Here is a 22,466-nt window from a genome sequence, read left to right on the forward strand (position 1 = left end):
ACGGCGAGCGCCGCAGCGCGGTCGTAATCCGCCGGATTTATCTAAAGTTAAGCAACAATTTCAAATTATTCTGAATGAAGTTGCACTGTCCTGCCGCAATCATTGCCAGCTTTGAACACGTAAACCTTGTGAATTGATCCTCAGAACACACACCCACTCAGGGTCGACTAAATCACAAAGGAGACTACAAATGTTTAAGAAAGCCGTATCCGCCGCAGTTTTGTTGGCTGTCACTTCTACCACTGCTCACGCGGGCATTGGTGACAGAATTTTGAACATGTTTGAGACAAACAACGTCCAACTTGCATCCGCCAATGGAGGGCACAAACGGGTCTACAATCGCCCGCCTGCGTCCTACGTTGGTCAGTGGTTCACGACATCTGACGGTTGTTCCTATTCGCGCGCCAATCCTCCGGGTGGTGTGTCCACGTGGTATCTGATCCAGAATCCGCATCACATTGGCCAGCCGAACGCACATTGGGGATGCGCCCCGACATTGTAAAAATAGGCCTCGTCGTAAAACACGAGGCCTTTTCTTTTGGCCGCTGTCGGTGTTGTGTAGCGATTAGACCTCGCAACTCAAAGGCGCTCAGGCATGTCTCCAAATATGACCGGCGCGCTGCTGATGATGGCCTCGATGGCCGCATTCACTGCCAACGATATTTTTGTGAAACTGACCGGCGGTGCCGTGCCGCTGTTCCAATTTTTGTTCCTGCGCGGGATACTTTCGACGCTTATGGTGCTGGGCTTTGCGCGGTATCTGGGCGCGCTCCGATTTGACCTGCGGCGCAGTGATTGGATCATTGTCGCTATCCGTTGTGTGGCTGAAATCGCGACCGCGTATTTCTTTCTAACTGCGCTCTTCCATATGCCATTGGCCAACATCACAGCGATTTTGCAAATCTTGCCGCTGACAGTGACGCTGGGTGCTGCAATATTCTTTAGCGAAGTCATCGGATGGCGCCGCATGATCGCCATCGCCATTGGATTTTGCGGCATGCTGCTGATCGTCAGACCCGGTGCCGAAGGGTTTAACGTGTGGTCCGTCTACGCCCTTTGCGCGATGATGTGCGTGACAATCCGCGATCTCGTCACCCGCCAGCTCAGCAAAGATGTCCCATCGATGACGGTGACGTTTGTCGTGTCGTTTGCGGTCATGGCATTTTCCGGACTGGTGACGTTGACCAATCCGTGGGTGGCGATCAGCGTGCCAAACCTGTGGATGATTGTCGGTTCATCCTTTTGCATCTTGGGTGGCTATTTCTTTTCCATCCAGGTCATGCGCGCAGGTGACGTCGGATTTATCGCGCCGTTTCGCTATGTCAGTTTGGTGTTTGCGCTGCTTGCTGGTTGGTTTTTGTTTGACGAATGGCCGGACACAATCACGTTGGTCGGTGCCGCGATCGTTGTGGGGACCGGGCTGTTCACCCTTTACCGCGAACGTCACGCATCACGCGCCTGAAAACACCCGTCGCACGTGATCTGCGTCGATGTTGAAGGTATCGCGAAAATGATCCTCGCCAGCGGTGTCCAGCAGTTCCATCGGTTGAACTTCGTGCCCCGGTTTTTGCATGGAGTCGTTGAAATCATTGTAGCCGCGCGCCCACATATTATCGTCAGCAAAGGTCAGCGTTGGCATCCCGTGCCACAGCTTGTGATGCCCGTAGTTCATGACGGTTTTGGGGACGCGCGGTGATAGCACCAAGGCTTGGGCGATCCCAAGAGACAGCTGGCGGTGCTCCATCGCTTCGATCCCGAGAGGACCCATACGCGCCTTGAACCCCTGGACAAAATCGATAGCGAACACCTTGCGGGTTAACATCATTGGCAGGGCCAACTCAGCGACCGCCTTGGCCTTTTCAACAAAGGTAACCGCCATCGCGTCGTCATCATCCAAGCGGAACTGAATGCAATGTTTGCCATCAAATTCGCGGATCGAATTCACGGCCGTGGCCATAACCGTGCGGTGGCGGTCAGGGGCATGGACCTGAATGATGGCTTGCGGGATGTCAGCGATCAGGGTGTCCAAACGCCTGCGAAACGCGTCGGGAAACCGTTCGCCGATCACGATCAGGAATTTGAAATCCGGATCAGTTTGCCCGCGAACCGACGGCAGCGTCATCGTTTCAAAAAACCTGAACCGTTGTTCCAACCTGTCGGCGTTGTACAAAAACGCCTCTCGGTCTGCGAGGGTGTCATGCATGGTCTGAAAACCGCCGTCACCGAGGTAGGAAAATCTACAAAGGCCAATCGTTTGCATAGTTTAGCCTTTGGAAAAAGTTTCACGGATGACATCCGCATTGATAGCAAATCGGTTCACAAATTCGAGTTCTTGTTCACCGGTTAAAGGCGTTACAGAGACCGGTTTCACCTTTTTCTGGCGCGAGTCGTTAAAACCATTGTGCGAGCGCACCCACATTTGTTCGTCCGGGTAGGACACCACTGGCATGAATTTGTTAATTTTCTCATGGGCAAAGTTCATGATTGTCAGCCCGTCGTTGGCCTGAATACGCACGCCCAGTGATGCGACGTAGTGCAGCCGGTCCATTTCCACAGCCGCGATGCCATCCGCCCCAAATTCCGCCACATAACCCTTGTGCCAATCAAATGCGACAGCGCGATGTTTGTCACATAGCCCCTCGGTATCCTCTGCCGCTTCGCGCAGTTTTTCGACAAGGTCGATGGCGACAGCATCATCATCGTCATAGCGAAAATGCAGCACAGGTTTGGATTTATCGCGACGCGCGGCGCGCATGATATCTTTCATCCGCTCGCGCTGTTTGGCGGGTTCGTGTTCCTGGATCTGGACCTGCGGCATGCCAGCGGTGATGTCGTGCATCCGGTCCATGTGCTGTTTCGGGAACTGATTGCCAACAACAATGATCAGATCAAAGTTGGGATCCGTCTGCGCTTTGAGGCAGGGCAGGGCGACGGTTTCGAACAATTGAAACCGTTCCTCTAGCCGCTTTTCTTCGTACAGATAGGCGATGCGTTCTTCGATGGTTTCGTGTTCGACTTGAAAACCGCCGAGGGCAGGGTAGGAAAACCGGCACAATCCTATGGCTTGAAGCATGTGTGACGGTCCTTGTGTGGTTATGAAACGAATATGCGAGTGGGGGTGGGGAAAAAGCAAGACGCAATGAAGCAAGTTGCGTTTGTGAACATCAAGACGCGGCGGTTGGTAAAGGGCCTCACGAAAACGGAAGCTTTTGAATTCATGGTCGATTCAATCGAAACCGGATGTCCAGGTTGAAACCGAAATGGTTTGTCCATATGATTTTTTCATTTAACAAAGGAGGCGCTGATATGTCGCCAGACGCACGACGACTTTGGTATTGGGTGACGACCTGTGTGGATGATTTTGCATTTTGGTGTGGGCCAAATGACAATGCAGGCCCCACATATTCAGAAAAAATCACGTATTCCGTATGGCAAGAAATAAAGGAACACCACAAACAGACAGTTTTTGTGGACAAAGAATACTACTATAAAATTCTCGCTGGACAGTTCAAAAGAGACGGGCGAGGTGCGCAAGGGAATGTTCAACTGCGAGACGCCCAATACAAACTATGTATGAATTTGCACGTCCCGCTTTACCGAGTGGAAACCGTTTACGACGCGGACGGATTTGAAAGCAAGTTCAATCCGCCCTATAAGTCAAAGTAACAAGCCTATGTTTGGTTTAGGACTTTTCTTGGGCATGGGACATAACGCTTGCGCCTGTTGACACCTCAAGCGACTCCCCATATACGCGCGCTATCTCGGTGATGGGGGTTTCCCTGTTGTGACCGAAATCATGTCTGAAGTGGTCAAGATCCGTCCTAATGCTGGGCCGATCCTCTGAAAACCCACCGCAACGTTTTCCTCGGTACGGGAACGTCGCGGTCTTTTTGCTTTGCGAATTCGGTACACCGCGTACCGATCTTTGTTTTTAGCAAATCCAGTCATGTAGAATTTCGCCGCAGGGGCACGCGCCTTTGCAAAAGTATGTGCTAAACGGGGAATAACCGCCAATGCCAACGATCCAACAGCTGATCCGCAAGCCGCGTCAGCCAAAGCGTAAAACATCCAAGTCGCAGCACTTGGAACAGTGTCCTCAAAAACGTGGCGTATGTACGCGCGTTTATACAACGACACCAAAGAAACCAAACTCCGCGATGCGGAAAGTTGCCAAGGTTCGCCTGACCAACGGTTTCGAAGTCATCTCCTACATCCCGGGTGAAAGCCACAACCTTCAGGAGCACTCTGTTGTCCTGATCCGCGGCGGTCGTGTAAAAGACCTTCCCGGTGTGCGTTACCACATCCTGCGCGGTGTTCTGGATACTCAGGGCGTCAAAGATCGTAAACAACGTCGTTCGAAATACGGCGCCAAGCGTCCTAAATAAGGAGATCAGCAGATGTCACGTCGTCACGCCGCTGAAAAACGTCAAATCCTGCCAGACGCTAAGTTTGGTGATATGATTTTGTCGAAATTCATGAATAACCTGATGGTAGATGGTAAAAAATCTACAGCAGAACGCATCGTCTATAACGCGCTTGAGCGTGTTGAGACAAAAATCAAACGCGCACCTGTCGAAGTGTTTCACGAAGCGCTGGAAAACATCCAGCCGTCCGTCGAAGTGCGTTCACGTCGCGTTGGTGGTGCCACCTATCAGGTTCCAGTCGAAGTGCGCCCAGAGCGTCGCCAAGCATTGGCCATCCGTTGGTTGATCAAAGCGGCCCGTTCGCGCAACGAAAACACAATGGAAGAGCGCCTCGCAGGCGAGCTGATGGACGCCGTACAGTCCCGCGGCACAGCTGTGAAAAAGCGCGAAGACACCCACAAAATGGCCGAAGCGAACAAAGCTTTCAGCCACTACCGCTGGTAAGAGGAACGCACCACTATGGCACGCGAATATCCACTCGACCGCTACCGCAACTTCGGCATCATGGCACACATCGATGCGGGCAAAACCACGTGTTCAGAACGCATCCTGTTCTACACGGGCAAATCCCACAACATCGGTGAAGTTCACGATGGCGCCGCCACCATGGACCACATGGAACAAGAGCAAGAGCGCGGTATTACTATCACGTCTGCGGCGACAACAACGTTCTGGGAACGCACAGAAGACGGCGTAACGCCTGACTCTGAAAAGCACCGTATGAACATCATCGACACACCGGGCCACGTTGACTTCACCATCGAAGTTGAACGTTCCTTGGCGGTTCTTGATGGCGCGGTTGCTGTTCTTGATGCGAACGCTGGTGTTGAGCCACAGACTGAAACAGTTTGGCGTCAGGCCGACCGTTACAAAGTTCCACGTATCGTTTTTGTCAACAAAATGGACAAAATCGGCGCGGACTTCTTTAACTGCGTCGAAATGATCAAAGACCGTGTTGGTGCTATCCCATGCCCGATTCAGATCCCAATCGGGGCTGAAACCGAGTTGGAAGGCATGGTCGATCTGATCACCATGAAAGAATGGGTATGGGCCGGTGAAGACCTCGGCGCATCCTGGGAACTTCGCGAAATTCGTCCAGAGCTCAAAGAGCAGGCCGACAAATGGCGCGCAAACATGATCGAAATCGCCGTCGAAATGGACGACGACGAGATGGAAAAATACCTGATGGACGGCGCTGAGCCGGACGAAGCAACTTTGCGTCGTCTTATCCGTGCGGGTACTATCGCGATCAAGTTTATCCCGATCTTGTGTGGTTCGGCGTTCAAAAACAAAGGCGTCCAGCCATTGTTGAACGCTGTTATCGACTTTTTGCCGTCCCCGTTGGACGTTGTCGATTACATGGGCTTTGAGCCAGGTGACGAAACAGAAACACGCAACATCCCGCGCCGTGCGGATGATGAAATGCCGTTCTCTGCACTTGCATTCAAGATCTGGAATGACCCCTTCGTTGGTTCCTTGACGTTCACGCGCATCTACTCTGGCACGATGGCCAAAGGCGATAGCTTCTTGAACTCGACCAAAGGCAAAAAAGAGCGCGTTGGCCGCATGATGATCATGCACTCCAACGACCGTGATGAAATCACCGAAGCATTCGCTGGTGATATTATCGCGCTTGGCGGCCTGAAAGACACGACAACCGGTGATACGCTTTGCGCGATCAACGCCCCTGTCGTTCTGGAAACAATGACGTTCCCTGATCCTGTGATCGAGATCGCCGTTGAGCCTAAAACCAAGGCTGACCAAGAGAAAATGGGTATCGCGCTGGCACGTTTGGCAGCTGAGGATCCATCCTTCCGCGTTGAAACTGACTTTGAATCCGGTCAGACAATCATGCGTGGCATGGGCGAACTTCACCTCGACATCCTTGTCGACCGTATGAAGCGCGAATTCAAAGTCGAAGCGAACATTGGTGCGCCACAAGTGGCCTACCGTGAGACCATCGGCCACGAAGTAGAGCACTCTTACACGCACAAGAAACAGTCCGGTGGTTCTGGTCAGTTCGGCGAAGTGAAATTGCTGATCTCTCCGACAGAGCCTGGCGAAGGTTACTCGTTTGAATCGCGTGTTGTTGGTGGGTCCGTGCCTAAGGAATTTATTCCTGGCGTCGAAAAAGGCATCAAATCGGTTATGGACAGCGGCCCTCTGGCTGGCTTCCCGGTCATCGATTTCAAAGTTGCTTTGCTCGAGGGCAAATACCACGACGTTGACTCTAGCGTACTGGCGTTTGAAATCGCGGGTCGTATGTGTATGCGTGAAGGTATGCGCATGGCGGGTGCGAAGCTGCTTGAGCCGATCATGAAAGTCGAAGTTGTAACACCAGACGAATACACTGGTGGCATCATTGGCGATCTGACGTCTCGTCGCGGTCAAGTTCTGGGTCAAGACACACGCGGCAATGCGATTGCCATCGACGCGCAAGTGCCTTTGGCCAACATGTTCGGTTACATCAACACGTTGCGTTCGATGTCTTCTGGTCGTGCGAACTTTACCATGCAGTTCGGTCACTACGAGCCGGTTCCGTCGAACATCTCTGACGAAATCCAAGCGAAGTTCGCGTAAGCGGTTAGGGATACGAAACGATGCATACTCGACGTTTTGCGATGCTTGGTGCGGCGCTGCTTTTGGCAGGCTGCATGGGCGACACTGGGGGCCAACCAACGGTCTCTGCACCAGCTGCATATACAGTTTCAAAGGTGACTTTGAAACTGGCAGAAGGTGCAACAGTGAAAGGCCGCTTCGAAGACAAGGCCTTGCGCGATTCCGTTTTGGCACGTGTCAGCGCAACTGCGACTGAATACGCCAAGTCGAAACCCGGTGGGGCGCAAAACGCGCGTGCCATCGTGTCGGTCACAGAAATGCAACTAAAAGGAGCTGACGGTCGCTCTTTTGGTGGCGTGAATGCGATCAACGGACAAATGTCGATTGTTGCCTCTAACGGGACGGTTCTTAAGGGACCCGTTCCGGTCCGGTACTTCGATCAAGCGAAAAATACGGGTGCCAGCTTTAACGGTATTCCAATTGGTCTCTTGATCAACGCCGGTCGTAACTCTGCTGATCAAGAGTCTGGCGCGGATGTAGACACACTTATCAAAGGGTTCGCCACACAGGTCGTGGCGGGCTTCTAAAGTCTAAAACAGTATTCGTTCTCGGTGATCCGAGACCGACAATGAATGGAGGCCATCATGGCTAAGGAAAAGTTTGAACGTAATAAACCGCACGTTAACATCGGCACGATTGGCCACGTTGACCACGGTAAAACGACGCTGACGGCGGCGATCACCAAGTATTTTGGCGATTTCCAAGCGTATGACCAGATTGACGGCGCGCCCGAAGAAAAAGCGCGTGGGATCACGATCTCTACCGCACACGTTGAGTATGAGACGGAAAACCGTCACTACGCCCACGTTGATTGCCCTGGCCACGCGGACTACGTGAAAAACATGATCACCGGTGCTGCCCAAATGGACGGCGCGATCCTGGTTGTGAACGCGGCTGACGGCCCGATGCCACAAACGCGTGAGCACATCTTGTTGGGTCGCCAAGTTGGCATCCCGCACATGGTTGTTTACATGAACAAAGTTGACCAAGTTGACGACGAAGAGTTGTTGGAATTGGTTGAAATGGAAATCCGTGAGTTGCTCAGCAAATACGAATATCCTGGCGACGACATTCCGGTCATTCCTGGTTCTGCTTTGGCAGCCATGGAAGGTCGCGATGAAGCGATTGGCGAAAACTCGATCCGCGCTTTGATGGCCGCGGTTGACGATTACATCCCGACACCAGAGCGCGCTGTTGACCAGCCGTTCCTGATGCCGGTCGAAGATGTATTCTCGATCTCTGGTCGTGGTACGGTTGTGACTGGTCGCGTTGAGCGCGGCGTGATCAACGTTGGCGAAGAGATTGAAATCGTTGGTATTCGTGACACGAAAAAGACAACTTGCACGGGCGTAGAAATGTTCCGCAAGCTGCTCGATTCCGGCCAAGCGGGCGACAACATTGGTGCATTGTTGCGCGGTGTTGACCGTGAAGGCGTTGAGCGCGGTCAAGTTTTGTGCAAGCCGGGTTCGGTTAAGCCACACACGAAATTCGAAGCCGAAGCGTACATCTTGAGCAAAGAAGAAGGTGGCCGTCACACGCCATTCTTCGCGAACTACCGTCCACAGTTTTACTTCCGCACAACGGACGTAACGGGCACAGTTCAGCTTCCAGAAGGCACGGAAATGGTAATGCCGGGCGACAACTTGAAGTTCGACGTTGAACTGATCGCTCCAGTCGCCATGGAGCAAGGCCTGCGCTTTGCGATCCGCGAAGGTGGCCGCACAGTCGGTGCCGGCGTGGTGTCCAAAATCACTGAGTAAATCGGGTAAGGTGTGCCTGTGGCACATCCCTCGTGATACAACAAAGGCCGCTGAGAAATCAGCGGCCTTTTGCTGTGGCATCAAAAGCAACAGAGAATCTGCCAGATTTGGTAGGGTTCAAGATTTAGTTGCGATGTTTCAGCCTGCTCGCTAACTTACTAAAAAATATAAAAAAGTTCGAGGCAGGCAAAACATTGACACACCCCTATGAAAATATGGGGCCTGAGGCCTATTGGAAATCTGCTGTCGCAGAACCCGGCGCTCATGGCCTAACGGGACTTTGGTCGCCAAAGTTTCAAATCAAACCCAATCATCGCATTGTGACTGCGGGATCTTGCTTTGCTCAGCATATTGGCAATGCCCTGGCGAACCGTGGTTATCAGTGGGTCGATTGCGAACCCGCGCCGCCTTTTGTCTTAGGCCAAGAGGCGCGCCACTATGGATACGGTGTGTTCAGCTTTCGCACGGGTAACATTTATACGCCTTCAATTTTGTTGCAGTGGTTAGAGCTGGCGTATGGGTTGCGCGAAGAGGTTCGCGAAATCTGGGAAAAGAATGGCCGGTTCTATGATCCGCTTCGCCCTGCGATCGAACCCGGTGGATTTGCTTCTGAGGACGAGGTGTGGGCAGCACGGGCTGTGACCTACGCGTCTTTGCGAAAGGCCGTGGAAACGGCGAATGTTTTTGTCTTTACGCTTGGGCTTACAGAGCGTTGGATGAACCGCGAGACCGGTCTTGAATACGCGTTATGCCCCGGTACGGTTGCGGGCACGTTTGACTCATCTGTACATGCGTTTTCCAATGCAACGACGCGCCAGACCATGCGCGCGTTGACCAAATCGCTAAAGCTTCTCAAGTCTAAAAACCCCAAAATCAAGGTTCTGCTGACGGTGTCACCTGTGCCCCTGACGGCAACCGCGTCGGGCAAACACGTATTGACCGCCACACAGTATTCCAAATCTGTTCTGCGCGCGGTTGCGGGGCAGGCGGCCGAGGATTTTTGGTTCGTCGATTACTTTCCCTCGTTTGAAATTATCACGCACCCGATCTTTCGTGGCATGTTCTTTGCCCCCAACATGCGCTCTGTGGTGCCTGAAGGTGTGAATACGGTCATGAGCCATTTCTTTGCGGATCAGCAGCGGACCTTTGGAGGCGATAAAAAGCAGGCCGCCAAAGTCGCCATACCCATTATTGCAGAGTCCGAAGAGCAGGATATCAAATGTGAGGAGGAGCTGCTTCATGCCTTTGCACCAAGAACCTAAGCGCGTTTGTTTTCTTGGCGACAGTCAAATGGGCAGTTTGCGGATTGCGCTGGAAGAAAATCTGACGTCATTGCCGACCGGCGTTGAGGTAGAGTATTGGGGTGCTACTGGTCCGGCATTTCGCCAAATTGATTGGCAAGACGGGGCAATTCACGCGACCGGCGACGCGCTTGATATGGCGCTCGCGATAAATGGAAATGAGCGCGCGTTCATTGCGCCGGACGATTTTGACACGTTGGTCTTTTATGGCGCGCGGTTGCGAGTGGCAGAATTTTTTGGCAGCTACCTCGACTGGATTGATGAAAACGGACAGATGCCCAGTGCCGCAGTCGTGAAGGCGGGCGCGCGGTTGTTTTTGAATAACACCCGAATGTTTCGCATTGCTGGAAAGGCTGCGATCGCAGGGTGCGAAGTAATCTATGTTCCGTCGCCGTTTTATACGGATGGCATTCGTGATTTGTCTGTTAAAAGCCGTTTCTTTGATGCCTACCCCGGTGCGGAAAAAGCCACGCCAGAGCAGCGCGCGATGCTTTGGGATGCCTTGGTGTCGGTTGCTGGTGATGACGGAATTACGCTTGTTCCCCAGCCCGAAGACACCGTCATTCGAGGCAGTTTGACAAAGAATGAATTTGCCCGTGAAAATGCGCTTGAAGATGACGATGCTGGCCATAAGTGCCCGGCGTTTGCAGCGCGTTGGATGCAGGATGTTTGGCCTTTGATCCAGCCCGCTGCACAGGCGGCGTAGGGCCGGCTTTTACGTATCCAAAGGTCTGTGGCTTAGGAGGTGGGATTGTCGCGGTTGCGATGGATTCCCCTCTTGCCAGCCATCCCGACTCGGCCTATACGCGCGCTTACGGAACAGGGGTACGTCATGCGTGCCCCTCATTTAGTTTCGCAAAACTATACGCGATGAGGGTGTGCGATGAGCGCCCGTCCTCCTCTCCGTTGCAATCCCAATCCAAGGGATGATGATACATGGCACAAAGCCAAAACATCCGCATCCGTTTGAAGGCGTTTGATTATCGTGTGCTGGATGCGTCCACACAAGAGATCGTAAACACCGCCAAACGCACTGGTGCATCTGTTCGCGGGCCTATCCCGCTTCCGAACAAAATCGAAAAATTCACTGTTCTGCGTGGTCCACACGTAGATAAGAAATCCCGTGACCAGTTCGAAATCCGCACGCACAAGCGCCTGCTGGATATCGTTGATCCGACTCCACAAACCGTTGACGCGCTGATGAAGCTCGATCTTGCGGCCGGTGTGGACGTCGAGATCAAGCTGCAGTCTTAAAGGAGGGTATAGAATATGCGCTCTGGAATTCTCGCAAAGAAACTCGGCATGACACGCTTGTTCATGGAAGACGGCAAACAGATCCCTGTTACCGTTTTGCAAATGGACGGCCTGCAAGTCGTGACACAACGGACAATCGAACGTGATGGCTATACCGCTGTTCAGCTTGGTGCTGGCACGGCGAAAGTCAAACGCGTCAGCAAAGCGATGCGTGGCCACTATGCCGCTGCAAAAGTTGAACCAAAGCGCAAGCTGGTTGAATTTCGCGTGTCCGCAGACAACCTGATCAGCGTCGGCGAAGAGCTGTCTGCTGAGCATTACCTTGACGGTCAAAAAGTTGACGTGACAGGCACATCCATTGGTAAAGGTTTCCAAGGTGCCATGAAGCGTCACAACTTTGGTGGTTTGCGCGCGACACACGGTGTTTCGATCTCGCACCGTTCGCACGGTTCTACTGGCCAATGTCAGGATCCGGGTAAGGTTTTCAAAGGCAAGAAAATGGCCGGTCACATGGGCGCTGCTCGTGTTACCACTCAGAACCTTGAAGTTGTCAAAACAGACGTGGATCGTGGCTTGATCATGATCAAAGGCGCTGTTCCTGGCTCCAAAGGTGGTTGGGTTACAGTCAAAGACGCTGTGAAAAAGAAATTGCCAGATGGCGTGCCGTTCCCGGCCGCTCTGAAATCGGCAGCTGTAACTGAAGCTCCGGCGACAGAAGCACCTGCGGAAGGTGGTGAAGCATGAAACTTGATGTGATCAAACTGGACGGCTCCAAAGCCGGTTCTGTTGACTTGGACGCGGCCCTGTTCGGCCACGAGCCACGCGCAGACATCCTGCACCGTGTGGTCCGTTGGCAGCGCAATGGCGCCCAAGCCGGCACGCACAAAGTTAAGACACGTTCCGAAGTGAACTATTCTACCAAGAAGATCTATCGTCAGAAAGGTACCGGCGGCGCACGTCACGGTGCACGTTCTGCTCCGATCTTTCGCGGTGGTGGCGTTTACAAGGGTCCGGTATCCCGGTCCCACGGCCACGATCTGACCAAGAAGTTCCGCAAACTGGGATTGTGCCACGCACTGTCCGCAAAGTTTAAAGCGGGTGAATTGGTTATCTTGGACGACGCGAACTCTGACGGTAAAACATCCGCGCTGGCAAAACAGGTCAAGGCCTTGGGTTGGAAGCGCGCGTTGGTTATCGATGGCGTTTCTGTCAACGAAGATTTCCTGCAAGCGTCGCGCAACATTGAAGGTCTGGATATCCTGCCGACAATGGGTGCAAACGTCTATGACATCCTGAAGCGTGATACACTCGTGATCACCAAAGCCGGGATCGAAGCACTGGAGGCCCGTTTGAAATGAGCGCCAAAGCAGAACATTACGATGTGATCCGCAAGCCGATCATCACCGAAAAAGCCACAATGGCGTCCGAAAATGGCGCAGTGGTTTTCGAAGTGGAAATCAGCAGCAACAAGCCACAGATCAAAGAAGCTGTCGAAGCTTTGTTTGGTGTAAAGGTCAAAGCGGTCAACACGACAATCACCAAAGGTAAAACCAAGCGTTTCCGTGGGGGCCTTGGCCGCCGCAAAGACGTGAAGAAAGCCTATGTGACGCTCGAAGAGGGCAACACGATTGACGTATCCACTGGCCTGTAAGGGTTAAGTGATAAACGGTTTGGGAAACCCCGGCTGCGAGAGTAGTCGGGGTTTTTCTGTGTTGGGTGGAGTTTTCCAAAATTCGCGTTTAACAAGAGCAGGAGTATCTAGTGCATTTATAAGGTAAAACAGAATGATAGCTTTCGATGTAAATCCCTTCGGATATGGAATCCTGTCGCTTTCAAACCCAAAAACATGGCCTAATGAGGCTGAATGCGATGAATGTTCTCATATTATCACTGGAAAATCTGTTTACGTCTGGCCTTTGGTATTTGCTGCATACACTTGGCACCTTGAAAATAGGAAGGGGACGGATTTCCCTTCAGAACTGAAAAAGATTGACGACTATATTGGGCGTCATTTTGCTGAGTTCAAAGCAGCCAACCCAGTCGATTTCTCGAACGCGGGTAGCCAATATGTCAGATCGAAGCCAGGCTCATTTCAGGCAATTCGCAAAAATTTTGGTGCTCCCGTCAAGAAACTTCAAATTCCAGATGCAGAGAAAAAGCTGTCCAACGAGCTGAGAGACTTAGAAAATCGACATCTCATTGTTGACCCATTCACTGTGACGGCGGCTGGGGCTACACTGGCTGTACTAGGGGCCATACCATATTCGTTCACTCAAAGAACCGATGAAGGCGATGAGAAATATCTGCAAATCAAGGCGATGCTTTGGGAGTATGAGAACCTTACTAAGGGAGAAAAGCACGAAGTCCGTTTTCACTTCTTTATGGAAAAAGCGATTGCTCATCTGAAAAAACACTTGAGACTTTTGCTCGTTGAAGACCAGCCTCAACAAGAACAAGAACAAGAACAAGAACAAGAACAAGAACAAGTTTAACCTTAATCCAGAATAAAGTCGTAGGCTTCGGGCTAGTGGCGGACCGTCTGGCGCTTTTGAAAGAGCCGCGCTGTCGTACAGAGTTCGGGATGTGAGCAGCGGCCATAAAGTGCCACGCCCGAATGTCGCAGCGCCATCCCACGGCCCGTCGTTCACCCATCGCACAAATCGCGGCGCTTTGTCGCCCATCTGCGTCCTCTCAACATAAACCCTTGCTATTCACCCCAGATAGGCGCAAACGCGGCCCTGCAACGTTACGACTATCGTCATCACTGCTCCTTACGGCTCAGTCTACGATCTTTCCAATGACTTAGCCGCCCTGCCGCATTCCGCGGGCAGACTTATAAGGAATACTAAAATGGCTTCAGGTACAGTAAAGTGGTTCAACTCCACAAAAGGTTTCGGTTTTGTAGCACCAGAAGGTGGCTCTAAAGATGTATTCGTACACATCTCTGCCGTTGAGCAAGCTGGTTTGACAGGTCTGCAAGACGACCAAAAAATCACATTCGACATCGAAGCAGGCCGCGACGGTCGCGAATCTGCGACAAACATCAAACTGGCATAAGCCGGTTCGCCCTTGAGGGGGCGTTGTTTGAGTGAATTAAGTGGGCTTGTCCGAAAGGGCAGGCCCGTTTTTATTTGGGTAAACTGAATTGCCAAAATATGAGACACTGACAACTTATTGGATCAATCGCTAAAGAGATCGAATGCTTTCAAAGAAAAATCCAGACCAATCGTTGTGGACGGCGAACCTTATCGTTGGCTGGTTTCGCCGGACCTCAAGCATGTCGTTCTGGTGATCCGATGCGCCACCTCAAACGGACAAGTGTTGGAGGTTCTAATCAATTCTGATGTCCATCGTTTTTGGATCGAGTTTCCGGCACTGATAATTTGAACTTGCGTACAATACAGCCTTCTTTGGTGTCTAAAGTAATTGGATCTGCGCTCGCATTCGGATGGAAGCCAACTGCAAAGTCCCAGCCTATGAAGGTCTATCTTGGTGTGGAAGATAAGCTGGAGGCGCGCTGAACGTTCGGCAATCCAGTGGTTTAGTTTATTACTTTCCTTCTTGCCACACAAAGTCGCGATCCGCATAGCTATCCCTGACCTCAACGCAAAGGCGCACCACATGGCCAAAGACGATCTGACCACAGGCCCGATGGCGCTGCATTTCAAGAATCTCGCCATTCCTGCGGCGTTGGGGATGTTGTTCTCGACCCTCTATAACGTCGTTGATGTGTATTACGCGGGGCAGTTGTCGACCGATGCGCAGGCGGGTCTGGCGATCGGCTTCCAAGCGTTCTTTATCCTCATGGCCATCGGGTTTGGTTTGGGTTCCGCCCTCAGCGCGTTGGTCAGCAATGCCAAGGGGCGCAAGGACAGTTCGGGGACGCGCAAGCTGGCCGCACAGGGCATCAGTTTCGGTGTTCTTGCAACGCTGACCCTGATGGGTGTCGGCGCGCTGATTGGGCCGCACTTAATTGCGCTGGTGTCCGAAGCGGGCGGTTATCGTGACGCGGCCCTTGGGTATTTCAATGTTCTGATCTTTGCGTTGCCGGGATTTTTCCTCGCGTATGGTGGCAACGGTATCTTGCAGGCGCATGGCGACAGCGTGTCGATGCAGCGTGCGATGATGGTCGCGTTTGTTGCCAACATCGGGCTGAATCCGCTGATGATGTATGGCGTGCCGGGGCTGTGGGATGGGATGGGGTTCAATGGCATCGCTGTCGCCACCGTGCTCAGCCAAACTGGCGTGATGCTGTTTATCCTGTCCCGCGTGTTCCGGTTGGGCATGATGGTCGGCGTGCTGCGGACCGAGTTCTTGCCTGATTTGACCAGTTATCGCGCGATCATTGCGCAATTGCTGCCGGCAAGCACGGCGATGATGGTGATGTTTGTGTCCGGCTTTGTCGTGCAATTTGCGCTCAAAGGGTTCGGAGGCAGTGCGATTGCGGCCTATGGTGTGGCGCTCCGGATCGAACAGATCTTGCTGCTGCCGGTTTTGGGCATGACGGGGGCGTTGCTGCCGATTGCGGGCCAGAACTTTGGGGCAGAACAATTTGATCGTGTGCGCGAGGCGCTGTTCTTTTGTTGGAAGCTGGGCTTTGCCATGACCCTGATCGCGACGCCGACCCTGTGGTTTGCAGGGGGCTTTGCGATGCGCTTGTTTACGGATGATCCCGAAGTGATTGCCGTTGGCATCAGCTATTTGCGCGTGGATGGGTTTTTGTTCCCGATCTACATGATGCTGTTTTCGATCAACGCGCTGTTGCAGGCCCTGCAACGTCCGATCTGGACCCTTTGGATCAGTATCTATCGCCAGGGCTTTGGTGTCGCGTTTTTCATCTGGGTGTTTATCGGGTTTATGGGCTTTGATGTATGGGGCGTCTGGTTCGGGATTGCGACGGCTGTGACCAGTGGCTGGATCATCGCGTTGATCGTCGCAAACGGGGTCGCCAAACAGCATATTGGTGGATTGCGTCCGGCAATGGCCTGACTTGGCGGGTTTTGCGGTCTTACGGCTTGACCCTATCCCACCTCTGACCTAAACGAAGCCAACGGCAGAGCCCCAGATTCGTCTGGGGCTTCGTTGTTGTTCGGGATGGTGTGCGACACGCACACCTTACGGACACCTCGGTAAGGTGGGTCTTGACCCATCACGCCACTCTAAACGGGGACCTTCGGGGCCCTATAACCATCGGCAGGCCCCTCAATCGGGTTCTGCTGCACAAGCAAACGGAAGACATCAACATGGCACTAAAGTCGTATAAGCCGACTACGCCAGGCCAACGCGGGTTGGTACTGATCGACCGTTCGGAGCTGTGGAAAGGTCGCCCTGTAAAGGCGCTGACTGAAGGTCTCACCAAGAATGGTGGCCGCAACAACACCGGACGGATTACGATGCGCCGCAAAGGCGGGGGCGCCAAGCGTCTCTATCGTATCGTCGATTTCAAGCGTAATAAAATGGATGTTTCGGCCACGGTCGAACGCATCGAATATGACCCTAACCGGACAGCCTTTATCGCTCTCGTAAAATACGAAGACGGCGAACAGGCCTACATCCTTGCGCCACAGCGCCTGGCCATTGGGGACAAAGTGATCGCATCTGCCAAGGCAGACATTAAGCCGGGCAACGCGATGCCGTTCTCAGGCATGCCAATCGGTACGATCATCCACAACATCGAAATGAAGCCAGGCAAGGGCGGTCAGATCGCACGTGCCGCCGGTACATACGCCCAGTTCGTTGGTCGTGATGGCGGTTACGCTCAGATCCGTTTGTCTTCGGGCGAACTGCGTTTGGTACGTCAAGAATGCATGGCCACCGTTGGTGCCGTGTCTAACCCTGACAACTCCAACCAGAACTTCGGTAAAGCGGGCCGTATGCGTCACAAGGGCATCCGTCCTTCTGTACGTGGTGTCGTAATGAACCCGATCGATCACCCGCACGGTGGTGGTGAAGGTCGGACCTCAGGTGGTCGTCACCCGGTTTCCCCATGGGGCAAGCCGACCAAAGGTGCACGTACTCGCAACAAGAACAAAGCGTCGCAAAAGCTGATCATCCGCTCGCGTCACGCCAAGAAGAAGGGGCGTTAATTAATGTCTCGTTCCGTATGGAAAGGTCCATTCGTCGACAGCTATGTCTTGAAAAAGGCAGAAGCAGTTCGCGAATCCGGCCGCAAAAACGAAGTGATCAAAATCTGGTCGCGTCGTTCAACAATCCTGCCCCAGTTTGTGGGCCTCACATTTGGCGTCTATAACGGCCACAAACATATCCCGGTGAACATCACCGAGGAAATGATTGGTCAAAAGTTTGGTGAGTTTTCACCGACGCGGACCTACTATGGTCACGCCGCTGATAAGAAGGCGAAACGCAAATGAGCAAGGATAAGAACCCTCGCCGCGTTGCTGATAACGAAGCAATGGCAAAAACACGCATGTTGCGCACCAGCCCTCAGAAGCTGAACCTGGTTGCACAAATGATCCGTGGCAAGAAAGTCGACAAGGCCCTTACGGACCTGACGTTCTCCAAAAAACGGATCGCTGGCGATGTTAAAAAATGCCTACAGTCTGCAATTGCAAACGCTGAAAACAACCACAACCTGGACGTCGACGAACTGATCGTTGCCGAAGCTTGGGTCGGTAAAAACCTGACGATGAAACGGGGTCGCCCTCGTGCCCGTGGTCGTTTTGGTAAGATCCTCAAGCCTTTTGCTGAGATCACGATCAAAGTGCGTCAAGTTGAAGAAGTGACAGGGGAGCAAGCCTAATGGGTAACAAAGTAAATCCAATCGGGATGCGCCTTCAGGTTAACCGTACTTGGGACAGCCGCTGGTATGCGGACACCAAGGACTACGGCAACCTGTTGCTCGAAGACCTGAAAATGCGTGAATTCATCAAGAAAGAATGCGCTCAAGCGGGTATTTCCCGTGTGATCATCGAACGTCCGCACAAAAAGTGCCGCGTTACGATCCACACAGCCCGTCCAGGTGTAATCATCGGCAAAAAAGGTGCGGACATCGAAGGTTTGCGCAAAAAGCTGGCGAATTTCACTGCCTCCGAATTGCACCTCAACATTGTTGAAGTTCGCAAGCCGGAACTGGACGCAGCACTTGTTGGCGAATCCATCGCACAGCAACTGGAACGTCGTGTATCGTTCCGTCGCGCTATGAAGCGTGCGGTACAAAACGCGATGCGCATGGGGGCCTTGGGCATCCGTGTGAACCTTGCCGGTCGTTTGGGCGGCGCGGAAATCGCGCGTACCGAATGGTACCGTGAAGGTCGCGTTCCGTTGCACACATTGCGTGCCGACATCGATTACGCACACGTTGAAGCGATGACTGCTTATGGCATCATCGGGATCAAAACCTGGATCTTTAAAGGCGAGATCATGGAACACGATCCAGCAGCGCGTGACCGTAAAGCACAAGAACTCCAAGACGGCCCAACACCTCGCGGTGCTGGCGGTCGTCGCTGATAGGAGGGCATATAGATGCTTCAGCCAAAGCGTACCAAATTCCGCAAGCAGTTTAAGGGCTCTATCAAGGGTCTGGCTAAAGGCGGTTCCGATCTGAACTTTGGGACTTATGGTCTTAAGGCAACAGAGCCTGAGCGTGTGACAGCACGTCAAATCGAGGCGGCTCGCCGCGCGATGACACGTCACATGAAACGTCAGGGCCGCGTCTGGATCCGTATTTTCCCAGACGTACCTGTGACAGCCAAACCTATCGAAGTTCGTATGGGTAAAGGTAAAGGTTCTGTTGACCGTTGGGCAGCCAAGGTCAAACCAGGCCGCGTGATGTTCGAGATCGATGGCGTCAACGACGACATCGCTCGCGAAGCCCTGCGTCTTGCAGCGATGAAACTGCCAATCAAAACGCGCGTTGTTGTGCGCGAAGACTGGTAAAAACGTCGCTCCGGCCTAGGCCGGAGCTGGCGATGCGGAGGCAGGGTATTTATTCATAAATGCCCGTTCCGCACAGTAGTTATAAAGAAGCCCCTGCCGAGTGATCGGTGGGGGCTTTTTGTTATTTTGTTGCAACATTCATTGAATTCAGTGAACCTGAGGCATTAGTTTTTAAAGGACCAATCGTGAAATTCATTATACAAACGGCATTTGCCTTTCTCGTCTTATCGTTAAGTTTTTCCATATCTAACGCACAAAACTATGTGCCTCGAATTGCACAGTGTGTTGCAATTGAAAATGGCGAAACTATCGTGAATGGCCCGTGCATGTTTGAGGCAACAGACGAAGAAGGTTCCTTTAAGTTTCAGACAGACGGGATGGAGTATTGGGGATCATTCACTGTGGACAATCAATCAGGGGTGATCATTTGGAACGGTGAATCTTTTGCATCTCATGCACATAACATCCAACGCAATCTCAGGCGCTATGATGCGTGTTGGGTGAACGAAGCGTCTCTATTTTGTTTCTGGTAATAGGCTGGGTTGCTTAGATCTTGCCCAATCAAAGATTGGGCAGCGTCCGTACATCCCCCGTCTTGCCGAAGGCAAACCTGCGGTTTGAATTGCGAGATTATCGCCAGCCCCCATACCGCTTTAATTTCGCCCGCATATCCGGTTGCTCCAAATGACGGTATTTCCCTTTAGAGTAATGCCCACCATCCAACGCTAAACCTGCTTTAACGATTTCCGCCCCGATATCTCTGCCATCCGCCAAATAGGCAGTGCCAACCAAACGATCATATGAAGTCTCGCCAGTCAGTTCGACACGCAAGACATTCCCCTTACAAATTCGCACCATTTCCCACTTGGATTTTTGCCCCCACGGCTGATCTAACTCGGGTGCGTCGATCCCGGCCAAGCGCACTTTGATCTTGCTGACGACAATCGTATCGCCGTCGATCACGTACGCACGGCCATTTAGCTCGCGGGATGCTGGGATGTCAGGGGGCGGGGCGTGCTTGACCTCGTCGTCTTCGATTTTGGTTGGTTTTTGCAGCTGAGATGGTTTTGCCGGTGAGGGCGTTGGCTTTTTGGGTTTTGGTTGAGGCCGAGGTGGCGGTGTGACAAACGGTGGTGGTTGCCTATTTGCTTTCGAAATTCCGTTCGCCGCGAACACGACAAAACCCAAAACGACCAGACTTATAAATAAATATTCCATAAACTCTCAACCGACTAACTTTTTTAGAATAGTCAGTACCGATCGCCATTCGCAACCGGGATATTTTGAGGTACTGATCTGTCGGGATTGGATGATGCCCGCTAGGGGTTGCCCCACACCCGAAACCCTCCTATACGCAGCCATCTACTATGACCTCCACCAGAATCAGGGTCACCCACATGGGGCCCGCTGGTGATGTTGAAAGGAACAGGCGATGAACGCCAATGAACTACATGATCTGACACCGGATCAGCTGCGCGAAAAGCTGGCTGAGACCAAGAAAGAAAGCTTTAACCTGCGCTTCCAAGCAGCAACAGGCTCTCTTGAAAACCCTGCACAAATCCGCAAAGCCCGTCGCGGCGCTGCGCGTATCAAAACAATTCTGAACCAAAAAGCCGCAGCTGCGGCGTCTGAATAAGGAGAGCACTTATGCCTAAGCGTATTTTGACCGGCACAGTGACCTCTGATGCCAACGAACAGACAGTCACCGTTTCTGTAGAGCGTCGCTTTACACACCCGGTTCTGAAGAAAACCATTCGTAAGTCCAAGAAATATCGGGCGCACGATGAAAAGAATGCCTTTAAGACTGGCGATTCCGTACGCATCATCGAATGCGCGCCACGCTCAAAGACAAAACGCTGGGAAGTGATCACAGCCTAAGCTGCGAACGCGAACAGTATAATCGAAACCCTGGGGATCAGGCGCGCATCGCCCCCCAAAGGTCGGGAGAAACCATATGATCCAGATGCAATCAAATCTTGAAGTGGCTGACAACAGCGGCGCACGCCGTGTTCAGTGCATCAAGGTTCTGGGTGGTTCCAAGCGTAAATACGCATCCGTCGGCGACGTTATTGTCGTGTCGGTCAAGGAAGCCATTCCACGTGGTCGTGTTAAGAAAGGTGATGTCCGTAAGGCCGTCGTCGTTCGCACGGCAAAAGAAGTTCGTCGTGACGATGGCACAGCCATTCGTTTTGACACGAATGCAGCAGTCATTCTGAACAACAACAACGAGCCAGTAGGTACACGTATCTTTGGACCGGTTGTTCGTGAATTGCGCGGCAAGAACTTCATGAAAATCATCTCACTCGCTCCGGAGGTGCTGTAACCATGGCTGCTAAGCTGAAGAAAGGCGACAAAGTCGTCATGCTGGCCGGTAAGGACAAAGGCAAAGAGGGCACGATTTCCTCTGTCAATCCTACCGCAGGCAAAGCCGTTGTTGACGGTCTGAACATCGCTATTCGTGCGACACGTCAGTCTCAAGAATCCCAAGGTGGCCGCATTCCAAAAGCCATGCCAATCGCGCTGAGCAACCTTGCTTTGATCGACGCAAACGGCAAGCCAACACGCGTTGGCTTTAAAATGGACGGCGACAAAAAAGTGCGTTTTGCCAAGACAACAGGAGACGTGATCTAATGTTGGACGAAGCAAACTACACACCCCGTCTTAAGTCGATCTACGCGGACACAATTCGTCCGGCGATGAAAGAAGAGTTTGGCTACAAAAACGATATGATGATCCCTCGTTTGGATAAAATCGTATTGAACATTGGTTGTGGCGCTGCTGCGGTACGCGACTCCAAGAAAGCCAAATCCGCTCAGGGCGACCTGACATTGATTGCCGGCCAAAAAGCGCTGACAACCATTGCCAAGAAATCCATCGCGGGCTTCCGTGTACGTGAAGAAATGCCAATGGGTGCGAAAGTTACCCTGCGCGGCAATCGCATGTACGAATTCCTTGATCGTCTGACCACGATTGCAATGCCTCGTATCCGTGACTTCCGCGGCGTATCTGGCAAATCTTTTGACGGTCGTGGCAACTATGCCATGGGCTTGAAAGAGCACCTCGTGTTCCCTGAAATCGATTTCGATAAAATCGACGAAAACTGGGGAATGGACATCGTTATCGCAACGACGGCTAAAACCGACGACGAAGCAAAAGCACTGTTGAAAGCTTTCAACATGCCTTTCAATTCGTAAGCGGAAGGGAATTTAGAT

At 52.5% G+C, this 22,466-nt stretch carries 31 protein-coding genes; 28 read left to right on the plus strand and 3 right to left on the minus strand.

The annotated features are described in order from the left end of the window. Nucleotides 1–190 precede the first annotated feature (190 nt). Nucleotides 191–502 (plus strand): hypothetical protein, encoded by a 312-nt coding sequence (locus ACFIO0_RS20405; RefSeq protein WP_390912275.1) that lies wholly within the window; start codon nt 191–193, stop codon nt 500–502. A gap of 93 nt (nt 503–595) precedes the next feature. Beyond that, on the plus strand, nt 596–1,462 hold the full coding sequence (locus tag ACFIO0_RS20410) for an EamA family transporter (RefSeq protein WP_390912277.1): 867 nt from the start codon (nt 596–598) through the stop codon (nt 1,460–1,462). Here the strand turns inward: ACFIO0_RS20410 and ACFIO0_RS20415 are convergent. Both ACFIO0_RS20415 and ACFIO0_RS20420 read right to left on the minus strand, forming a co-directional pair. Beyond that, nucleotides 1,451–2,260: a glycosyltransferase gene (locus tag ACFIO0_RS20415; protein WP_390912279.1), complete on the minus strand. Its 810-nt coding sequence runs from the start codon at nt 2,258–2,260 to the stop codon at nt 1,451–1,453. The genes ACFIO0_RS20410 and ACFIO0_RS20415 overlap by 12 nt on opposite strands. Nucleotides 2,261–2,263: 3 nt before the next feature. Next, nucleotides 2,264–3,073 carry a glycosyltransferase gene (locus ACFIO0_RS20420; RefSeq protein WP_390912281.1) on the minus strand — a complete coding sequence of 270 codons (810 nt, stop codon included), beginning with the start codon at nt 3,071–3,073 and terminating at the stop codon, nt 2,264–2,266. A gap of 233 nt (nt 3,074–3,306) precedes the next feature. On the opposite strand from ACFIO0_RS20420, the gene ACFIO0_RS20425 reads away from it, so the two are divergent. The 21 genes from ACFIO0_RS20425 to ACFIO0_RS20525 all read left to right on the plus strand — a co-directional run bounded on the left by ACFIO0_RS20425 (nt 3,307) and on the right by ACFIO0_RS20525 (nt 19,787). Next, entirely contained in the window at nt 3,307–3,666 is a 360-nt protein-coding gene (locus tag ACFIO0_RS20425; RefSeq protein WP_390912283.1) for a hypothetical protein, read from the plus strand. A gap of 347 nt (nt 3,667–4,013) precedes the next feature. Further along, nucleotides 4,014–4,385: a 30S ribosomal protein S12 gene (gene rpsL, locus ACFIO0_RS20430; protein ID WP_089949183.1), complete on the plus strand. Its 372-nt coding sequence runs from the start codon at nt 4,014–4,016 to the stop codon at nt 4,383–4,385. Nucleotides 4,386–4,397: 12 nt separating this feature from the next. Beyond that, nucleotides 4,398–4,868: a 30S ribosomal protein S7 gene (gene rpsG / locus ACFIO0_RS20435; RefSeq protein WP_390912285.1), complete on the plus strand. Its 471-nt coding sequence runs from the start codon at nt 4,398–4,400 to the stop codon at nt 4,866–4,868. A gap of 15 nt (nt 4,869–4,883) precedes the next feature. Continuing rightward, nucleotides 4,884–7,004 (plus strand): elongation factor G, encoded by a 2,121-nt coding sequence (gene fusA, locus ACFIO0_RS20440; RefSeq protein WP_390912287.1) that lies wholly within the window; start codon nt 4,884–4,886, stop codon nt 7,002–7,004. Between the two features lie 20 nt (nt 7,005–7,024). Then, nucleotides 7,025–7,570, plus strand: coding sequence for a hypothetical protein (locus tag ACFIO0_RS20445; RefSeq protein ID WP_390912289.1), 546 nt, complete (start codon nt 7,025–7,027; stop codon nt 7,568–7,570). 57 nt (nt 7,571–7,627) lie between these two features. Then, entirely contained in the window at nt 7,628–8,803 is a 1,176-nt protein-coding gene (tuf, locus tag ACFIO0_RS20450) for an elongation factor Tu (RefSeq protein ID WP_390912246.1), read from the plus strand. Between the two features lie 194 nt (nt 8,804–8,997). Further along, the gene (locus tag ACFIO0_RS20455; protein WP_390912291.1) at nt 8,998–10,065 is read left to right on the plus strand and encodes a GSCFA domain-containing protein; all 1,068 of its coding nucleotides are present in this window, start codon (nt 8,998–9,000) and stop codon (nt 10,063–10,065) included. Beyond that, a complete protein-coding gene (locus ACFIO0_RS20460) occupies nt 10,043–10,810 on the plus strand; it encodes a hypothetical protein (RefSeq protein WP_390912293.1) in 768 nt (255 codons plus the stop codon). The genes ACFIO0_RS20455 and ACFIO0_RS20460 overlap by 23 nt, the downstream gene beginning before the upstream one ends. A gap of 230 nt (nt 10,811–11,040) precedes the next feature. Further along, nucleotides 11,041–11,358 carry a 30S ribosomal protein S10 gene (rpsJ, locus tag ACFIO0_RS20465; protein ID WP_005849850.1) on the plus strand — a complete coding sequence of 106 codons (318 nt, stop codon included), beginning with the start codon at nt 11,041–11,043 and terminating at the stop codon, nt 11,356–11,358. A gap of 15 nt (nt 11,359–11,373) precedes the next feature. Continuing rightward, a complete protein-coding gene (rplC, locus tag ACFIO0_RS20470) occupies nt 11,374–12,102 on the plus strand; it encodes a 50S ribosomal protein L3 (RefSeq protein ID WP_390912294.1) in 729 nt (242 codons plus the stop codon). Then, complete coding sequence (gene rplD / locus ACFIO0_RS20475; protein WP_390912296.1) at nt 12,099–12,716, plus strand: 50S ribosomal protein L4; 618 nt, start codon at nt 12,099–12,101, stop codon at nt 12,714–12,716. The genes rplC and rplD overlap by 4 nt, the downstream gene beginning before the upstream one ends. Beyond that, entirely contained in the window at nt 12,713–13,009 is a 297-nt protein-coding gene (locus ACFIO0_RS20480) for a 50S ribosomal protein L23 (protein ID WP_390912298.1), read from the plus strand. Before rplD ends, ACFIO0_RS20480 begins: the two co-directional genes overlap by 4 nt. Before the next feature lie 133 nt (nt 13,010–13,142). Beyond that, nucleotides 13,143–13,850, plus strand: a complete 708-nt coding sequence (locus ACFIO0_RS20485; RefSeq protein WP_390912300.1) for a hypothetical protein — start codon at nt 13,143–13,145, stop codon at nt 13,848–13,850. Nucleotides 13,851–14,208: 358 nt separating this feature from the next. Beyond that, nucleotides 14,209–14,415, plus strand: a complete 207-nt coding sequence (locus ACFIO0_RS20490; protein WP_390912302.1) for a cold shock domain-containing protein — start codon at nt 14,209–14,211, stop codon at nt 14,413–14,415. Between the two features lie 564 nt (nt 14,416–14,979). Beyond that, entirely contained in the window at nt 14,980–16,347 is a 1,368-nt protein-coding gene (locus tag ACFIO0_RS20495) for an MATE family efflux transporter (protein WP_390912304.1), read from the plus strand. Nucleotides 16,348–16,601: 254 nt separating this feature from the next. Beyond that, nucleotides 16,602–17,444: a 50S ribosomal protein L2 gene (gene rplB, locus ACFIO0_RS20500; RefSeq protein ID WP_390912306.1), complete on the plus strand. Its 843-nt coding sequence runs from the start codon at nt 16,602–16,604 to the stop codon at nt 17,442–17,444. A 3-nt stretch (nt 17,445–17,447) separates the two neighbouring features. Next, a complete protein-coding gene (gene rpsS / locus ACFIO0_RS20505; RefSeq protein ID WP_390912308.1) occupies nt 17,448–17,729 on the plus strand; it encodes a 30S ribosomal protein S19 in 282 nt (93 codons plus the stop codon). Next, a complete protein-coding gene (gene rplV, locus ACFIO0_RS20510) occupies nt 17,726–18,118 on the plus strand; it encodes a 50S ribosomal protein L22 (protein ID WP_390912310.1) in 393 nt (130 codons plus the stop codon). The genes rpsS and rplV overlap by 4 nt, the downstream gene beginning before the upstream one ends. After that, nucleotides 18,118–18,825 carry a 30S ribosomal protein S3 gene (rpsC, locus tag ACFIO0_RS20515; RefSeq protein ID WP_390912311.1) on the plus strand — a complete coding sequence of 236 codons (708 nt, stop codon included), beginning with the start codon at nt 18,118–18,120 and terminating at the stop codon, nt 18,823–18,825. The genes rplV and rpsC overlap by 1 nt, the downstream gene beginning before the upstream one ends. A gap of 15 nt (nt 18,826–18,840) precedes the next feature. After that, on the plus strand, nt 18,841–19,254 hold the full coding sequence (gene rplP / locus ACFIO0_RS20520; RefSeq protein WP_108829448.1) for a 50S ribosomal protein L16: 414 nt from the start codon (nt 18,841–18,843) through the stop codon (nt 19,252–19,254). Nucleotides 19,255–19,439: 185 nt separating this feature from the next. Next, entirely contained in the window at nt 19,440–19,787 is a 348-nt protein-coding gene (locus tag ACFIO0_RS20525; RefSeq protein ID WP_390912312.1) for a hypothetical protein, read from the plus strand. A gap of 97 nt (nt 19,788–19,884) precedes the next feature. Here ACFIO0_RS20525 and ACFIO0_RS20530 read toward each other — a convergent pair whose 3' ends face one another. After that, the gene (locus ACFIO0_RS20530) at nt 19,885–20,472 is read right to left on the minus strand and encodes a thermonuclease family protein (protein ID WP_390912313.1); all 588 of its coding nucleotides are present in this window, start codon (nt 20,470–20,472) and stop codon (nt 19,885–19,887) included. 214 nt (nt 20,473–20,686) lie between these two features. On the opposite strand from ACFIO0_RS20530, the gene rpmC reads away from it, so the two are divergent. From rpmC to rplE, 5 genes are all read left to right on the plus strand, one after another. Then, nucleotides 20,687–20,890 (plus strand): 50S ribosomal protein L29, encoded by a 204-nt coding sequence (gene rpmC, locus ACFIO0_RS20535; RefSeq protein WP_390912314.1) that lies wholly within the window; start codon nt 20,687–20,689, stop codon nt 20,888–20,890. A gap of 11 nt (nt 20,891–20,901) precedes the next feature. After that, nucleotides 20,902–21,132 carry a 30S ribosomal protein S17 gene (gene rpsQ / locus ACFIO0_RS20540; protein WP_390912315.1) on the plus strand — a complete coding sequence of 77 codons (231 nt, stop codon included), beginning with the start codon at nt 20,902–20,904 and terminating at the stop codon, nt 21,130–21,132. A gap of 76 nt (nt 21,133–21,208) precedes the next feature. Beyond that, nucleotides 21,209–21,577 carry a 50S ribosomal protein L14 gene (gene rplN / locus ACFIO0_RS20545; RefSeq protein WP_390912316.1) on the plus strand — a complete coding sequence of 123 codons (369 nt, stop codon included), beginning with the start codon at nt 21,209–21,211 and terminating at the stop codon, nt 21,575–21,577. A 2-nt stretch (nt 21,578–21,579) separates the two neighbouring features. Further along, a complete protein-coding gene (rplX, locus tag ACFIO0_RS20550; protein WP_390912317.1) occupies nt 21,580–21,885 on the plus strand; it encodes a 50S ribosomal protein L24 in 306 nt (101 codons plus the stop codon). After that, nucleotides 21,885–22,448, plus strand: coding sequence for a 50S ribosomal protein L5 (gene rplE / locus ACFIO0_RS20555; protein ID WP_390912318.1), 564 nt, complete (start codon nt 21,885–21,887; stop codon nt 22,446–22,448). The genes rplX and rplE overlap by 1 nt, the downstream gene beginning before the upstream one ends. The last annotated feature ends 18 nt before the right edge of the window (nt 22,449–22,466 follow it).

It is taken from the genome of Pseudosulfitobacter sp. SM2401 (genome assembly GCF_042932805.1).
In the GTDB taxonomy this organism is placed as follows: Bacteria; Pseudomonadota; Alphaproteobacteria; order Rhodobacterales; family Rhodobacteraceae; genus Ascidiaceihabitans.

Excerpts from the sequence above, each read along its gene's own strand:
- ACFIO0_RS20405 (WP_390912275.1), top strand. The coding sequence starts at position 191 with ATGTTTAAGAAAGCCGTATCCGCCGCAGTTTTGTTGGCTGTCACTTCT.
- ACFIO0_RS20410 (WP_390912277.1), top strand. The coding sequence starts at position 596 with ATGTCTCCAAATATGACCGGCGCGCTGCTGATGATGGCCTCGATGGCC.
- ACFIO0_RS20415 (WP_390912279.1), bottom strand. The coding sequence starts at position 2,260 with ATGCAAACGATTGGCCTTTGTAGATTTTCCTACCTCGGTGACGGCGGT.
- ACFIO0_RS20420 (WP_390912281.1), bottom strand. The coding sequence starts at position 3,073 with ATGCTTCAAGCCATAGGATTGTGCCGGTTTTCCTACCCTGCCCTCGGC.
- ACFIO0_RS20425 (WP_390912283.1), top strand. The coding sequence starts at position 3,307 with ATGTCGCCAGACGCACGACGACTTTGGTATTGGGTGACGACCTGTGTG.
- rpsL (WP_089949183.1), top strand. The coding sequence starts at position 4,014 with ATGCCAACGATCCAACAGCTGATCCGCAAGCCGCGTCAGCCAAAGCGT.
- rpsG (WP_390912285.1), top strand. The coding sequence starts at position 4,398 with ATGTCACGTCGTCACGCCGCTGAAAAACGTCAAATCCTGCCAGACGCT.
- fusA (WP_390912287.1), top strand. The coding sequence starts at position 4,884 with ATGGCACGCGAATATCCACTCGACCGCTACCGCAACTTCGGCATCATG.
- ACFIO0_RS20445 (WP_390912289.1), top strand. The coding sequence starts at position 7,025 with ATGCATACTCGACGTTTTGCGATGCTTGGTGCGGCGCTGCTTTTGGCA.
- tuf (WP_390912246.1), top strand. The coding sequence starts at position 7,628 with ATGGCTAAGGAAAAGTTTGAACGTAATAAACCGCACGTTAACATCGGC.
- ACFIO0_RS20460 (WP_390912293.1), top strand. The coding sequence starts at position 10,043 with ATGCCTTTGCACCAAGAACCTAAGCGCGTTTGTTTTCTTGGCGACAGT.
- rpsJ (WP_005849850.1), top strand. The coding sequence starts at position 11,041 with ATGGCACAAAGCCAAAACATCCGCATCCGTTTGAAGGCGTTTGATTAT.
- rplC (WP_390912294.1), top strand. The coding sequence starts at position 11,374 with ATGCGCTCTGGAATTCTCGCAAAGAAACTCGGCATGACACGCTTGTTC.
- rplD (WP_390912296.1), top strand. The coding sequence starts at position 12,099 with ATGAAACTTGATGTGATCAAACTGGACGGCTCCAAAGCCGGTTCTGTT.
- ACFIO0_RS20480 (WP_390912298.1), top strand. The coding sequence starts at position 12,713 with ATGAGCGCCAAAGCAGAACATTACGATGTGATCCGCAAGCCGATCATC.
- ACFIO0_RS20485 (WP_390912300.1), top strand. The coding sequence starts at position 13,143 with ATGATAGCTTTCGATGTAAATCCCTTCGGATATGGAATCCTGTCGCTT.
- ACFIO0_RS20490 (WP_390912302.1), top strand. The coding sequence starts at position 14,209 with ATGGCTTCAGGTACAGTAAAGTGGTTCAACTCCACAAAAGGTTTCGGT.
- ACFIO0_RS20495 (WP_390912304.1), top strand. The coding sequence starts at position 14,980 with ATGGCCAAAGACGATCTGACCACAGGCCCGATGGCGCTGCATTTCAAG.
- rplB (WP_390912306.1), top strand. The coding sequence starts at position 16,602 with ATGGCACTAAAGTCGTATAAGCCGACTACGCCAGGCCAACGCGGGTTG.
- rpsS (WP_390912308.1), top strand. The coding sequence starts at position 17,448 with ATGTCTCGTTCCGTATGGAAAGGTCCATTCGTCGACAGCTATGTCTTG.
- rplV (WP_390912310.1), top strand. The coding sequence starts at position 17,726 with ATGAGCAAGGATAAGAACCCTCGCCGCGTTGCTGATAACGAAGCAATG.
- rpsC (WP_390912311.1), top strand. The coding sequence starts at position 18,118 with ATGGGTAACAAAGTAAATCCAATCGGGATGCGCCTTCAGGTTAACCGT.
- rplP (WP_108829448.1), top strand. The coding sequence starts at position 18,841 with ATGCTTCAGCCAAAGCGTACCAAATTCCGCAAGCAGTTTAAGGGCTCT.
- ACFIO0_RS20530 (WP_390912313.1), bottom strand. The coding sequence starts at position 20,472 with ATGGAATATTTATTTATAAGTCTGGTCGTTTTGGGTTTTGTCGTGTTC.
- rpmC (WP_390912314.1), top strand. The coding sequence starts at position 20,687 with ATGAACGCCAATGAACTACATGATCTGACACCGGATCAGCTGCGCGAA.
- rpsQ (WP_390912315.1), top strand. The coding sequence starts at position 20,902 with ATGCCTAAGCGTATTTTGACCGGCACAGTGACCTCTGATGCCAACGAA.
- rplN (WP_390912316.1), top strand. The coding sequence starts at position 21,209 with ATGATCCAGATGCAATCAAATCTTGAAGTGGCTGACAACAGCGGCGCA.
- rplX (WP_390912317.1), top strand. The coding sequence starts at position 21,580 with ATGGCTGCTAAGCTGAAGAAAGGCGACAAAGTCGTCATGCTGGCCGGT.
- rplE (WP_390912318.1), top strand. The coding sequence starts at position 21,885 with ATGTTGGACGAAGCAAACTACACACCCCGTCTTAAGTCGATCTACGCG.